Annotated in this window: 13 protein-coding genes and 1 pseudogene; 3 read left to right on the forward strand and 11 right to left on the reverse strand. The window is 50.9% G+C overall.

All coding sequences use genetic code 11. The features are described 5' to 3' along the window. Window positions 1–26: 26 nt before the first annotated feature. The gene (gene speD, locus SD71_RS00775) at window positions 27–854 is read right to left on the reverse strand and encodes an adenosylmethionine decarboxylase (RefSeq protein WP_041058434.1); all 828 of its coding nucleotides are present in this window, start codon (window positions 852–854) and stop codon (window positions 27–29) included. A gap of 169 nt (window positions 855–1,023) precedes the next feature. On the opposite strand from speD, the gene SD71_RS23810 reads away from it, so the two are divergent. Further along, window positions 1,024–1,182 carry a hypothetical protein gene (locus SD71_RS23810; RefSeq protein WP_161793307.1) on the forward strand — a complete coding sequence of 53 codons (159 nt, stop codon included), beginning with the start codon at window positions 1,024–1,026 and terminating at the stop codon, window positions 1,180–1,182. A gap of 67 nt (window positions 1,183–1,249) precedes the next feature. On the opposite strand, the gene SD71_RS00780 is transcribed toward SD71_RS23810, so the two are convergent. The 9 genes and pseudogenes from SD71_RS00780 to SD71_RS00810 form a co-directional block, all read right to left on the reverse strand. Beyond that, window positions 1,250–2,602 carry an aspartate aminotransferase family protein gene (locus SD71_RS00780; RefSeq protein WP_041059606.1) on the reverse strand — a complete coding sequence of 451 codons (1,353 nt, stop codon included), beginning with the start codon at window positions 2,600–2,602 and terminating at the stop codon, window positions 1,250–1,252. A gap of 23 nt (window positions 2,603–2,625) precedes the next feature. After that, a complete protein-coding gene (locus SD71_RS00785; protein WP_268747695.1) occupies window positions 2,626–3,594 on the reverse strand; it encodes an aldehyde dehydrogenase family protein in 969 nt (322 codons plus the stop codon). Continuing rightward, entirely contained in the window at window positions 3,530–4,105 is a 576-nt protein-coding gene (locus SD71_RS25365) for an aldehyde dehydrogenase family protein (RefSeq protein WP_268747696.1), read from the reverse strand. The genes SD71_RS00785 and SD71_RS25365 overlap by 65 nt, the downstream gene beginning before the upstream one ends. Before the next feature lie 6 nt (window positions 4,106–4,111). Beyond that, the gene (rpoN, locus tag SD71_RS00790; protein ID WP_041058437.1) at window positions 4,112–5,395 is read right to left on the reverse strand and encodes an RNA polymerase factor sigma-54; all 1,284 of its coding nucleotides are present in this window, start codon (window positions 5,393–5,395) and stop codon (window positions 4,112–4,114) included. 93 nt (window positions 5,396–5,488) lie between these two features. Next, a pseudogene (locus SD71_RS00795) lies at window positions 5,489–6,561 on the reverse strand (ABC transporter ATP-binding protein). 21 nt (window positions 6,562–6,582) lie between these two features. Then, a complete protein-coding gene (locus tag SD71_RS00800) occupies window positions 6,583–7,380 on the reverse strand; it encodes an ABC transporter permease (protein ID WP_152619298.1) in 798 nt (265 codons plus the stop codon). A 26-nt stretch (window positions 7,381–7,406) separates the two neighbouring features. Then, a complete protein-coding gene (locus tag SD71_RS21730; RefSeq protein ID WP_082033953.1) occupies window positions 7,407–7,985 on the reverse strand; it encodes an ABC transporter permease in 579 nt (192 codons plus the stop codon). Next, window positions 7,963–8,307, reverse strand: coding sequence for a hypothetical protein (locus tag SD71_RS21735; protein WP_052475816.1), 345 nt, complete (start codon window positions 8,305–8,307; stop codon window positions 7,963–7,965). The genes SD71_RS21730 and SD71_RS21735 overlap by 23 nt, the downstream gene beginning before the upstream one ends. Before the next feature lie 59 nt (window positions 8,308–8,366). After that, on the reverse strand, window positions 8,367–9,482 hold the full coding sequence (locus tag SD71_RS00810) for an ABC transporter substrate-binding protein (protein WP_052475817.1): 1,116 nt from the start codon (window positions 9,480–9,482) through the stop codon (window positions 8,367–8,369). 292 nt (window positions 9,483–9,774) lie between these two features. Here SD71_RS00810 and SD71_RS00815 point away from each other — a divergent pair, with 292 nt between their 5' ends. Together SD71_RS00815 and SD71_RS00820 are read left to right on the forward strand one after the other, a co-directional pair. Beyond that, the gene (locus tag SD71_RS00815; protein ID WP_041058440.1) at window positions 9,775–11,139 is read left to right on the forward strand and encodes a putrescine aminotransferase; all 1,365 of its coding nucleotides are present in this window, start codon (window positions 9,775–9,777) and stop codon (window positions 11,137–11,139) included. Window positions 11,140–11,392: 253 nt separating this feature from the next. After that, entirely contained in the window at window positions 11,393–12,313 is a 921-nt protein-coding gene (locus SD71_RS00820; RefSeq protein ID WP_235426941.1) for a transposase, read from the forward strand. A gap of 426 nt (window positions 12,314–12,739) precedes the next feature. On the opposite strand, the gene SD71_RS23425 is transcribed toward SD71_RS00820, so the two are convergent. Next, window positions 12,740–13,696 carry an ABC transporter substrate-binding protein gene (locus tag SD71_RS23425; protein WP_235426942.1) on the reverse strand — a complete coding sequence of 319 codons (957 nt, stop codon included), beginning with the start codon at window positions 13,694–13,696 and terminating at the stop codon, window positions 12,740–12,742. Window positions 13,697–13,704: the final 8 nt, after the last annotated feature.

Raw genomic sequence — 13,704 nt, forward strand, 5'->3', positions numbered from 1 at the left:
ATATCCTCGCAATTTTTTGTTTTTCATTACACTGTGCCGATCGACCCGCGCTCTATATTTTTTCCGTAGAATATTTCATCCATTTCCTGATTTAATTTTTCGGTAATTTCCTTCTCTTCATCCGGCGTAAGCTTATCTTTCGTATACCCGAACAAGTAATTGTTCAAGTCAAAATCTCTCAGCTTGCATTTCGTGTGGAATATATGCTCCTGATACACGTTAACGTCGATCATATGATATAATTCGATCGCTTCGTCCGGGATGTAATTCTGGATTGAGCTGATCTCATGATCAATAAACAGCTTGTGCCCGTGCACGTCTCTTGTAAAGCCGCGAACGCGGTAATCGATCGTCATAATATCGGTATCAAAAGAGTGAATCAAGTAATTCAGCGCTTTAAGCGGCGAAATTTCCCCGCAGGTCGACACGTCGATATCCGCCCTGAATGTGCTGATCCCTTCTGTCGGGTGGTATTCGGGGTAAGTATGAACGGTGATATGACTTTTGTCCAGCTGTATGACAACGTTGTCCGGCAGCGGTCCCGGCGATTCTTCGTACGATTCGGTCGGCACCTCCACGATGGGACCCTCGGATACGAGCACCGTTACACTTGCGCCTTGCGGCACATAATCTTGCTGCGCAATATTCAAAGCGTGCGCGCCGATAATATCCGCTACGTGACTAAGAATGATTTTTAATCTGTCCGAATTGTACTGCTCATCGATATATTCTAAGTAGGCCTCGCGTTCCTCTTTCGTCTTCGTATAACAGATGTCGTACATATTAAAGCTTAGCGTTTTGGTAAGATTATTAAAGCCATGTAAAGTAATGCGTTGTTCCGGCGTAAGTTCCATGATCGACTCCTCCAGTTGTTGTCATGTCCACGTAGCATTATTCCCTTTTACCCATTAATTCAAGCCTGATAGCAATAACAATCTGCTTTTGTCGATATCCCGTCGGTTCAGGAAGGATTAGTATAGCGCCGCCTTTTGACGATATCCCGTCGGTTCAGGAAGCTTTGCTATGGCGCAGTCTTTTGACGATATCCCGTCGGTTCAGGAACGAGAATTTGAGCTTTGGCCTCCTTTCCTGAGTGGTAGGGATATCGACAAAAGAGGCGGAAAACAACTACACCTGAGCGAGAGGGATATCGACAAAAGGGCGGAAAACAACTACACCTGAGTGAGAGGGATATCGACAAAAGCGCATAACAAAGACGCGGACCGAAATCCGCGCCACCTGACAAACGCTATTGATTTTTCATAACATCTTTAAAAGTATGAATGATAAAGTCCAAGTCTTCGTCCGTTGACGAGAGCGGCGGCGACAAAGTGAGAACGTTGTTGAAGCCTGCGACCGTATCCCCGTTCTTGCCGATGATCAGCCCGCGGGCTTTGCATTCTGCGATGATTTTGCCGACTGCAGGAAGAGGAAGCGGCTGCTTCGTTTCCTTGTTTTCCACTACTTCTATCCCCATCAGGAAGCCGAAGCTGCGGATATCGCCGACCAAAGGATGCTCCCGCAGCTCCTCCATTTCTTCAGCCAGCCTCTCTCCTAAAATGTAAGCTCGCTCAACGAGCTTTTCCCGCTCCAGAATTTCGATATTTTTCAGCGCCAGCGCGCAGCAAGCAGGAGTCCCTCCGAATGTGTTTACGTGCCGGAGGTGGCTGTATTCCGCTTTATTCTTGAATACTTCATAGATATCTTTACGGACGGCAGTCGCGGAAAGAGGCAGATAGCCGCTGGTCAAGCCTTTGGCCATAGTCACAATATCAGGTTTGATCCCGAAGTTCATATGCCCGAATTTCTGGCCGGAACGGCCGACGCCGCAGATGACTTCATCGATGATCAGAATCACATTGCGCCGGGTGCAAATTTTCCTGACTTCCTCCATATACACCTGATGAGGAACGATGACGCCGCCGCCTGTAATGACAGGCTCCATGATGACGGCCGCAATCGTTTCTTCACCTTCCCATACGATCGTTTCCTCAATTTCATGCGCACATTGCAGGTTGAATTCCTCCACCGACATCCCTTCCGGCCGTCTGTAGCTGTCGGGTGGACGGACGTGGAGGAAGCCATGGCCGAGCGGCTCATATTTGTACTTCCGTTGTGCCTGCCCGGTAGCAGCCAGCGCACCCATCGAATTTCCGTGATAAGCCCTGTAGCGGGAAATGAATTTGTACCGGCTGTGCTCGCCGTTCTGCTGGTGGTACTGTCTTACGATTTTAAAGGCGGTTTCATTCGCTTCCGAGCCGCTGTTGGAGAAAAAGATCACATAGTCGCCTTCAAGCCATTCATTTAATTTTTCCGCCAGACGGATGGCTGGAATATGACTTTGCGACAGCGGGAAATACGGCAGAGTGACCAATTGGTCGTAGGCGGCCTTAGCCAGTTCTTCTCTTCCGTAGCCGACGTTCACGCACCATAGCCCGGACATCGCATCCAGGTAGCGCTTGCCGTCAATGTCGGTGATCCACGAACCTTTACCGGAGACTGCAACCATAGGCGGAACCTGTTCGTTGTATGGCGTCATCGCATGCCATAGGTATTGCCTGTCTTTTGCAATAAGATCGATCGTCTCGTTGTTCAAGGACATCTGCATGCTCACCTCCACCCGATTTACTTCATGAAATGCCAGTCTTTATAAACCCGGCCTGTAACATCCGCCATGACATGCTTGATCTGGGTGTAATCTTCCAACGCATAAACCGACATATCTTTGCCGAATCCGCTCTGCTTCAATCCGCCATGCGGCATTTCCGAAACAATCGTGATGTGATCGTTGATCCATACCGTTCCGGCTTGAATACCCGCTGACATCCGGTTGGCTTTAAACACATCCCGCGTCCAGACGGATGCGGCAAGGCCATAGATCGTGTCGTTAGCCAATTCAAGCGCCTCTTCCTCGTCGCGGAAGGGCAGCACGACCAGAACCGGACCGAACACTTCTTCCTGGACGATCTCGGAATTTTGCTCGGCATCGTACAACACAGTCGGCATATAATATGCGCCTTGCGACAGTGCGGGATCGTCGGGCCGCTGCCCGCCTGCAGCCAGCTTTGCCCCAGCCTGCACGGCCCTTTCCACGAAGCCGGCCACACGGTCGCGGTGCTCCCATGAAATGAGTGATCCCATTTCGGTGCTGCGGTCCAGCGGCAGTCCGACACGAATGCGTTGTACGCGTTCCGCCAACATAGCCACAAACTCATCATATACAGAGGCTTCTACATAAGCCCGCGTTGCTGCCGTGCAATCCTGGCCGGAATTAATGAAAGCACCCATCACCGCACCTTGAACTGCCGCCTCCAAATCCGCATCCGCAAAAACGACGAAAGGCGCTTTGCCGCCCAATTCCATATGAAGCTTCTTCACCGTGCCGGCCGCTTGCTGCATGATTCTTTTCCCGGTCTGCGTGTCGCCCGTCACGGAAATCATGCGCACATCGGGATGTGTCACCAGCGCCTCACCCACGATCCCTCCGGGACCCGTCACCACATTCAGCACGCCGGGAGGTATGCCCGCCTCACTGGGCAGGCCCGCCGCCATCTCGATCGTCGTCAGCGGAGTCAAGCTTGCCGGTTTGATCACGGACCGTGTTACCTGCGGCCAGCGAAGGTCCGAGCTTCCATACAGCCATATTCATTGGGTAGTTCCAAGGAGCAATTAGGCCGACAACACCAAGCGGTTCGCGCCGAATGGAGCTTTGGTGACCCGGGACATACTCGGTTACCGCCATGCCCGGAACAACTCTCGCAGCGCCGGCAAAAAACCGCAGGTTATCAATGGAAAACGGAATATCGAACGTTTCCGTCATAATGATCGGTTTCCCGGTCTGTGCGGTCTCCAGCTGCGCAAAGTGATCGGCTCGTTCGATAAGAATCTGCGACCACTTGAGCAATAACTCCGACCGGCCGGCAGGACCAAGCGCGGCCCACTCCGAAAAAGCGCGTTTCGCTGCGGCTACCGCTTGATCGATATGATCGGCTCCACATTGGTCAACGCTTGCGATCACTGTCCCCGTTGCGGGGTTCATCACGATAAACTTCTCTTCCGAATTCACCCAGCTGCCATCAATATAACTGTGATAGTATGACGACATTTTATTTCACCCTTCCATTCTTTTTCGCAGGGAAGAAGACAGCACATTCAGCTCCTCGCGGTACTTGGTTACCGTTCTGCGGGAAATCCGCACTCCTTCCCGGTTTAAAATGTCTACAAGTTTCTGGTCAGACAGCGGCGACTGCTTGTTCTCCCGGGCAATCAGCTCCTTCAGCCTGATCTTGACTCGCTTGGCTGAGGCATGCTCCCCCGAATCGGTTGCAAGAGCGGAGCAAAAGAATTGCTTCAGTTCAAATACCCCAAACTGCGTCCTCACAAATTTGCCCTGCACCGCCCTGCTTACGGTAGATTCGTGCACTTGCAGCCTCTCGGAAACGACTCTTAACGTGAGCGGCTTCAATGCCTTTTCACCTTGGCTCAGAAACGACGCCTGCTCATCGAAGATGGCGAGGATCACCCGATACAAGGTGACTTGCCGCTGCTTAAGCCCATGAACAATCGACATTGCCGATTTGAGCTTCTCCTTCATGAATGGCACGCTGTCCCACTGCCTGTTCAACGTGAGCTGCGGGAGTGCGCCTTGATTCATCCGTATAACCGTCTTGCCATCTTCTTGATAGATAAAAGCATCCGGCACCGTATACACTACCTCTTCACTGCCGGAAGCTGACCACGGCCGGGGCTGCAATCCGCGTATGTATGCCGCGATCCGGTTCACTTCACTCAAGGGGAGCTTTGTCTGCAGCGCGATTTTGTCCAGCTTGGCTTGCGCGAGGAGCTGCAAATATTCGCCGACAACCTTATCCGCCCCCGATACTGCAAGCGGGTCTCTCGCGATTTGGAGCAGCAAGCATTCTCTCAGGTCTCGGGCCCCGACACCTGCAGGTTCTAATGATTGCAGTATCGCGAGAGCCTGCTCTACAGCCTCTTCCGGCTGTGCCAAGCAGGCTGCGGTGTCGGCGGCTGAAATCCGCAAATAGCCTGCGTCATCCAGGTTCCCTGCCAGAAAAGCCGCAATTTTATATAGATGAGCAGGATTATTGGCCATTCTCAGTTGACTGAGCAGGATATGTTCAAGCGTCTCTTTTCTCGCCTGTACTCCCCACAGCGTATCCGCACCCCTTTTTATATACTGGCTGGATTTGCCCATCGCTGTGAGCGATATAGGCGGCGCCTCGATTTCCAATACTGGGTTTTCCATGGCCTCTTCATTCAGGTATTGTATCAAGTCATAGTTGGATAATTGTAAAATATGGAGTGATTGCTGTAGTTCAGGCTTTAACATCAATTTCATGTTCAACTGCTGAGTAAGTTGTAAGCCTTGTCGCAAACGCACCACCTCCACATTGAAAGCGATTACACAGATAATTCTATTATATAACAAAGTGCGAGTCGGAATCTGTCACAATCTCTGTGATCCGTTCTATGCGCCGATTACAATGCCATCTTCTTCATCCCAGCTCACCCAGACGTTCTCCCCGGCAACAAAGCCGGCCTTGCCCATGCTCGGGCTCATCGTAAAAATCTGCGTTCCGTCGGCGAGACGCACAATCGTACGAACAAAGGACCCGACAAAGATCGTCTCCTCCACGATCCCCGGCAAAGCAAACGACTGCTCCAGTCGCTCCTCTTTATCCAGACGGATTCTCTCAGGGCGCACGGACAATATCATCGTTTCCGCCATCTGTTGGTTTTTGCCCAGCCTGCCCCCAAGCCGACTCCCTGAAAAATCGAGCACAACGCCGTTGCCCTTGTGTGAAAGAACCTTCACTTCCATCAAATTGGTCTCACCGATAAAATCCGCCACGTACTTCGATTGCGGGGAATCGTAGATTTCCTTGGGCGCTGCCACCTGCTCGATTCTGCCTTGATTCATAACGGCGATGCGATCCGACATCGTTAATGCTTCTTCCTGGTCGTGCGTGATGTAAATAAACGTAATCTCCAACTTTTGCTGCAGATGCTTGAGCTCAATCTGCATCTGTTTGCGCAGCTTCAGATCCAGTGCGCCTAACGGCTCGTCGAGCAGCAGTACTTTGGGCTTGTTGATCAGCGCCCTGGCCACGGCTACTCTCTGCTGCTGCCCGCCGCTGAGCTGCATCGGCTTCCGATTGCCGAGCGGCTCCAGCTGCACCATGCGCAAAACTTCCTGCACTCTCTCCGCCTGCGCGGACTTGGGTACACCCTTCATCCTTAAGCCGTATGCGATATTCTCGTAAACCGTCATGTGCGGAAAGAGCGCATAGCTTTGAAAGACGGTGTTGACGTCCCTTTTGTAAGGCGGGATGTCTACCACATTACGGCCTTCCAATAATATTTGTCCCTCCGTCGGCCTCTCGATCCCGCGATCATTCGCAGGGTTGTCGTTTTGCCGCAGCCGCTCGGGCCCAGAATGGTGAGAAACTCTCCCTTTTCCACTTCGAGATTGATTCCTTTCACGACCAGCTCGGAACCGAACCTTTTTTCCACGTTCTGCAATTGAATGATCGGGTTCATGCCCGGCCTCCTTCCGGCTTTCTACGCCTCGGCTTTGTCTCGCGTCAAGCGGGTGACGATGACAATCATGACCACTGAAAAAATGAAAATGAGCGTCGAAATGGCATTCACTTCCGGCGTGATCCCCCTGCGCAGCATCGCCCAGATTTGCACCGGCAGCGTGAGATCTCTTCCCGTCAAAAAGTAGCTCACTGCAATCTCATCCAGAGACAAAGTGAACGAAAGCAGGGATGCGCCGATAATGGCTGTTCGGATATTGGGAAGGGTGATGAAAAAAAATGTTTTCAGCCGGGTGGCCCCCAGATCCATGGAAGCCTCTTCGATCACGCGGTTGAATCTCTTTAATCGGGCATAGACCTGCGTCATTACAATCGCGATCAGAAAGGTGCCATGGCCCAACAATATGCTGATGAGCGAGAGATTCATTCCGGCTAGAACGAATACGCTCATCATCGCCACCCCGGTAATAATTCCAGGCAATATCATAGGGAGCAGAACAAGTCTCTCAAACAAAGCCTTCCCCGGAAAATGAAACCGATCTACTGCGAAAGCGGCCGGGATTCCCAGCAGAAGACCGATTAAAGTGCCGGCTGCCGCAACGATCAGGCTGTTTTTGAAGGAAGCGATCAGCGCGGTGTCGCGCATCAAAACCCCGTACCATTTCGTCGACCAGGATTCAATCGGGAAGGAATTGACGGCATTTTCGCTGAACGAATAGAAGACCACGACAATCATCGGCAAATAAATAAATGCAAAAATGAGTACCGCCGATATCGTCAGCGCGGTGTAAATCCAATCGATTCTGAACCGTCTGCCCACGGGATACTGCCTCCTCTAGCGCGGTGTTAGAAGCTCGCGGTTTTCTTTTCCAACCGGTGGGTGAGCTGCAGAATGCCAAGCACCACGAACAAAGTAATGATACCGATCGTCGACCCGAGCGGCCAGTTGTTGGCGACACCGAACAGGCTGTAAACCACGTTGGACACCATCATGCTGCTCGTTCCGCCAAGAAGCTGCGGTGCCAGAAAATCACCCATCGTCAGCACGAAAGCGAAAGTGGCTCCTGCAATGACGCCAGGCAGACTTAACGGCAGCACAATATGGAAGAATGTCCGCCAGCGCCCGGCCCCCAAATCCTTGGAAGCCTCCAGAATATCCCGCGGAATATGCTCCAATGAAGTGTAAATGGACATGAGCACCCAAGGCGTGTAAATGTGAGTTAGAGCGAGCACTACCGCATAGGGGCTGTATAGAAAAATCTCCAGCGGCTTGTCGATCAAGCCGACTGACAGTAATAGATTGTTCAGAATCCCTTCCTGTCCGAGTACGATTTTCCACGCGTAAGCCCTGACCAGATAACTGACCCACAGCGGAATAATGACAAGCGTATACCACAGCTGCTTATTTTTTTTTGATTTTAAAATGGATGAAGTAGGCCAGCGGGTAGCTCAGTAAAATGCTGAACACCGTTACCCATGCGGCTATTCGGAGTGTTTTGAGAAAAGTGCCGTAATACAGCGCATTCGTAAAAAACTTTTTATAGTTATCAAAGGAAAAATCATGAACGATCGTGCCGAAATCGACTTTCCAGAAGCTGTTGATCAGGAGCACCATGTACGGGATAAATAAAAACACGGACAGCCAGACAATCGGAGGAATCAGCAGGATTAAAAGGCGCGGGTTCCAATTCCGCCGCACCCTGGTGTAATCGGTTTTGTTAACGGGCAATGGCGCATCGTTCCGCATGTTTTCCTCTCCTCATGTAGGAACATACCTGGCGGCAGGATGCCGCCAGGCATATAAGGTTACTGTGCCTTTACTTCATTCCATATCTCGTTGTAGAGGTCGCGCTGTTTCACTTCCTGCCAGAAGTTAATCTTTGTCATGTAATTATCCATATCGTCGATGTGAATGGCTTGAGCTTGTGCAGGCTCCATATGCTTAGCCGCGTTACTATTCGCCACACCATAACCGGTCACATCCGCCACCAGCTTTTGCACTTGTTCGTCGACGACATAATTGATATATTTCTCGGCCAATTCCTTATTCTTCGAGGCGTCAACGATCATCAGGCGGTCAATCCAGCCGGTGATTCCTTCTTTCGGAATCGTTTCTTTCAGATTGCGCCCGGTAGCGTTCACGGTGGTCGGAGTTAACGGCCAGCCGACCGCCAATACAACCTCATTGTTAGCGAAAAGGTCGTTAAGCTCGCCTGCGGAAGCCCAATACTTGCGGATTTGCGGCTTCAGTTCAATCAGCTTTTTCTTCGCTTCCTGCAGCTGTTCCTCAGTCATGTTGTAAACGGCGCTTTGATCGTTTTTATCGAGTCCCATCATTTGCCCGATCAAATAAATATTCGAAATGTCGTCCCAGATCGATACCTTACCTTTATATTGCGGATCCCAGAAGATATTCCAGCTATCTGGCGGAGTTTTGATGACATCCGCATCGTAGATCAAGGAGTCCGGTCCCCAAGTGAAAGGGATTCCGTAGACTTTTCCGTCTTTTTTGACATCGTCCATATCTTTCAATTTGGAGGCGAGATTTGCGTAGTTCGGCACATTATCCAGGTTAACCGGCGCAACGAGGCCGTCCCGGATCAGCAAAGCCGCTACGTCAGAGGAGGGAGAAATGACGTCATATACGTTGCCGCCGCCTCCCTTCAGCTTGGACACGAGCTCATCGCTGGAACCGAAGTAAGTTGCGGTCACCTTCACCCCGAACTTATCCTCGAACCCTTTGACGAATGCCGGATCCGCGTATCCTTCCCACGTAAGCAAGTTAAGCGTCTTGCCCCCCGCATCCCCGCCGGAACTTCCTGTTGCAGCTGTTGAGTCCGAATTACCGCCGCAAGCTGTCATTACGGCGAACGCCCCGATTACTAGGGCAAGAAGCAGAAATCTAACCGATCCTCTTTTCATATTTCTCCTCCTTCGATTGATTACTGCTATAAATCCAAGCAATTTGCATGCCAACTGAGCGAATTCCAAGTACTTCGTTCCTGCCGACCTTAATCGTGCCTTTTGGCGGTTTTCAGCCATCAGTCATTCTCATTTCTCAGAAATTGTTCTCATCAGCTGCCTGTAACTGCGGAATTTTTTCCACGGATTGAGAATTCCCCCCCTGACCAGCCGCAAAAACGATCATTCTTCGATGTGGCATCCTTTTTGCTTGATTAATTTCATAAGACCATACGGGGAGAGGATGATTGGTTTGGAACGCAAATCAACCGAAGAATCATTGCAGCTTGCCAAAAAAATATTAGGTTACATCGAAAGCGAAACGCTGACCTTGGACCAAAAGAAGAGTATCGTGGCGGAGTCGGTCGACAATTTTACCAACTATGTCACGAAAGCGATTCTCGCGCACCGGAAGTCGGTGTCAACCGATTTCTCGGTCGTGGAGTGGGAGGATGAAGCCGCCGTCTTCCGTGATACGCTGGGTGACGAGTACATCGATTGCCTGGGCGGATATGGTGTGTATCTGCTGGGCCACCGGCATCCGAAGGTCCTGACAGCCGTAAAAGCCCAATTGAATCGTTACGCTTTGCACAGCCAAGAGATGGTGGATCCGCTGCGGGGGTATTTGTCGCAATTGGTTGCCTATATTACACCGGGGGATCTGCAGCATTCCTACCTCGTTAACTGCGGTACCGAAGCGAACGAAATGGCTCTCAAACTTGCTCGTCTTGCTACCGGCAAGAAATACTTCATAACCATGGAAGGCGGATTCCACGGCAAAACCCTCGGTTCCCTTTCCGCCTCCGGCAAAGCTATGTTCCGGGAGCCGTATCTGCCGCTTGTTCCCGGTTTTCAGCACGTGCCATATGGGGATGCTGACGCGGTGGAACAGGCGATACGCATGCTGATTCGTACAGGCGAGACGGTCGCGGGCGTAATCGTAGAACCGATCCAAGGCGAAGGAGGCGTGAACGTTCCGCCGGATGACTATCACCCGAGACTCCGCGAGATCTGCGATCAATACGAATGTTTGTTAATTGTCGACGAAGTCCAGACCGGAATGGGCCGTACCGGCACAATGTTCGGCATGGATCACTGGAATGTCGTTCCAGACATTATGACTTTGGGCAAAGCTTTTGGAGGCGGCGTCATGCCGATCGCGGCCATGGTAGCCAAACGTAAATGGTGGGATAAAATGGAGGAAAATCCGTTTCTGCTAGGCTCATCGACGTTCGGAGGAAATCCGCTCTGCTGCGCAGGGGCAATTGCCGGCATTCACACAATATTGGAAGATAACATCCCGCAAATGGCCAAAGAAAAGGGCGATTACATCCTCAAGCAATTGCGGGAAATTCAGCTGCAGCACCCGGAAATTCTCGTCGATGTCCGCGGCAAAGGATTGCTGATCGGCATGGAGTTCGCCTCCAACCCGCTCGGCTACTCATTGGCAAAGCAATTATTCGGCAAAAAAATTCTAGTAGGCGGAACCATCAACAACGCCACCGTCATCCGCATCGAGCCGCCCGCCATCATCAGCTACGACCAGATCGATTACGTAATGGCCTGCATCGAAGAAGGCATCGCCCACCTCGCAAAAGAACCGAAAACAGCAAGCTAAAGTTGCAGCACATGTGCCGAAGCCCTTCAAGAGACGCTCTTGCAAGGGCTTCACCATTTTCATCGCCTTTTGACGATATCCCCTCCATTCAGGAATCTGTCTCCCACAACGCCTTTTGACGATATCCCCTCCATTCAGGAAACCTGTCGCTGTCATCCACCAATCAAAACATTTTAACTAATTTTAGATTGAAATAGGAACATATGTTTGGTAAAATAAGGAGAACATACATTCGGGTGTGAGGTGCATTATCATGTCGATGGATGAGGTAAGTTTTGAGTCGTTTTGCAGCAGGTTTGCAACGGAAAAAGACTGTGTTCAAGCGTTGTATCAGGCTAAATGGCCTAACGGTTTTTGCTGCCCGCGCTGCCGGCACCCGTACGCATATGTCATCTCCACTCGCAGGCTGCCGCTCTATGAGTGTCAAGCTTGTCGGTCGCAAACCTCGCTCATCTCGGGCACTGTGATGGAGGGCAGCCGCACGCCTTTGCGTCTTTGGTTTCAAGCGATCTATCTACATGCGCGGCCGGTTGGCATCAATGCGCTGCAACTTTCACGAATTATCGGTGTGACTTATAAGACAGCATGGTTGATCTGTCATAAAATTCGTCATGCTATGAGCTTGGCAGAACGTGACCAGCTATTGAGTGGTATCGTTTCTCTCTCTGACGCTGTATATAGTGATCGTCCTGTAGCTTCCCTCGAATGGCACAAACAGGAACAGCCATTAATCATCGGAGCTTCGAGTGAAGAAACAGGGAAGGTCGTCCGCATTAAAATAAAGAAACAGAACAAAGTCCCGTTAACAAGCCGATATGATAGCCCAGATCAAGAGATCTTTATCCGTGAAAATGTTGAGCCGACCGCGCTAGTACGGAGAATAGTGAAGCGAAGAATCGGCCGGCACCGTGACCTTGCGTTAGTCCGACTTTGCCTTGAAGCTGCGAGTTATCTAGGACAGACTTTCCATGGTATTGGGCCGAAACACTTACAGGTATATCTGGATCAATACTGTTATATTTGGAACCGTCGCAAACAAGCTGCGTTCTTGGAATTATTACAGTTTTGCGCCATTACACGAAAGATTACCTACCCCAAGTTAACAGGCTCTACCCCTGTACGTTCCTCCCGGCCTAAACGACACTATGGCGTGGCATCAACCCTGGTCGGTTAGTCCCTTCACACCTCGTCCCTATTGAGGTCTGTTCTTATCTGCGTAATTCGCCTGCCGGATGCTGCTGCCTTGACCCCTGAGCCGATGGGATATCGTCAAAAAGGCGAAAACTGCCCTCCCTTCTTCCCTGAGCCGATGGGATATCGTCAAAAGGGGCGCAAACTGACCTCCCTGCTCCCCTGAGTCGATGGGATATCGTCAAAAGGAAGATAAAACACATACACAATATGAAAAACCTCCAGATCCTCTGCGGCGAACGCGCGTTAGAGTGAACTGGAGGTGGATTATGATTGCCTTTATTGCGAGCTCTTTACCTCTGACCAGATACGGTCGTATAATTGCGTGGCTTCTCCTAGATCGTTAAGAACTTCTATATTCTTCTGCGCTTCTGCCGGGGGATAGATAGCTATGTTCTCAAGTGTCGCTTTATCGATTTTTTTTCCTTGCTTCGGAGTTCGGATTAATGTACGGGAAGGACTCGGCAATTTCCGCGCTGATATCGCCGTCCAAGATGAAGTTGATGAACGCTTCAGCCGCTTTTTTGTTTTTGGCGCCCTTCGGGATGACGAAATGGTCGAATGTCATGATCAATCCTTCTTTCGGAATGATCGTTGTGACCTGCGGTTTTTCGCGTTGGGACAGCGCGATTTCCGGCCCCCAGCTCAGCATGGCGCCGACTTCCCCGCTGATCATCAGCGTTTTGGGGCTGTCGCTGTCGAACGCTTTGACGTTTGGCATCAGCTCTAACAGCTTAGCCTTCGCTTCCTCCAAATGTGCCGGATCCGTCTCGTTGGCGGAGTAGCCTAACGACTTCAAAGCCATGCCTACGACCATCCGCGGATCGTCGAGGAGCACAATCTGGCCCTTGAACTCGGGCTTCCACAGATCCGCATAGCCGGTTATCTCCGTCTTTATTTTATCCGGGTTAATCCCCAGAGACTGCGTATTCCCCATATACGGTACGCTGTACTTGTTGCCGGGGTCGAAGTCCTTATTCACATACTCGGACATCAAATTCTTAAAGTTGGGAATGTTGTTCAGATCGAGGGGTTGAATCAGGTCCTGCGCTACCATCGGCTGAATGTAGTAATCACTGGTGACGGTCAGGTCATAGATCCCGCCGCCGGCAGCCACTTTGGCAAGCATCTCTTCATTAGAGGAAAAAGTGCTGTAATTCACTTTCACTCCGGTCTTTTCCTCGAATTTCTTCAGCACCGACTCCGGTAAGTATTCGGACCAGTTAAAGACATTGAGCTCATTCCCCAATCCCTCTCCGTCCGTATCTCCGCCTTTGGATCCGCAGCCTGCAAGAACCACTAGCGCAATAATAGCCGTGCAGACAATTATCTGACGCAATACTTGACGAGGCATTTTTCTCTTCATGACAAACC

This window comes from Cohnella kolymensis (assembly GCF_000829465.1).
In the GTDB taxonomy this organism is placed as follows: Bacteria; Bacillota; Bacilli; order Paenibacillales; family Paenibacillaceae; genus Cohnella; species Cohnella kolymensis.

What these genes read in the sequence shown, in the direction of transcription:
- SD71_RS23810 (WP_161793307.1), top strand. Translation starts at nt 1,024, where the DNA reads ATGGCGCAGTCTTTTGACGATATCCCGTCGGTTCAGGAACGAGAATTT.
- SD71_RS21735 (WP_052475816.1), bottom strand. Translation starts at nt 8,307, where the DNA reads ATGCGGAACGATGCGCCATTGCCCGTTAACAAAACCGATTACACCAGG.
- SD71_RS25365 (WP_268747696.1), bottom strand. Translation starts at nt 4,105, where the DNA reads ATGTCGTCATACTATCACAGTTATATTGATGGCAGCTGGGTGAATTCG.
- SD71_RS23425 (WP_235426942.1), bottom strand. Translation starts at nt 13,696, where the DNA reads ATGAAGAGAAAAATGCCTCGTCAAGTATTGCGTCAGATAATTGTCTGC.
- SD71_RS00820 (WP_235426941.1), top strand. Translation starts at nt 11,393, where the DNA reads ATGTCGATGGATGAGGTAAGTTTTGAGTCGTTTTGCAGCAGGTTTGCA.
- SD71_RS00810 (WP_052475817.1), bottom strand. Translation starts at nt 9,482, where the DNA reads ATGAAAAGAGGATCGGTTAGATTTCTGCTTCTTGCCCTAGTAATCGGG.
- speD (WP_041058434.1), bottom strand. Translation starts at nt 854, where the DNA reads ATGGAACTTACGCCGGAACAACGCATTACTTTACATGGCTTTAATAAT.
- SD71_RS00780 (WP_041059606.1), bottom strand. Translation starts at nt 2,602, where the DNA reads ATGTCCTTGAACAACGAGACGATCGATCTTATTGCAAAAGACAGGCAA.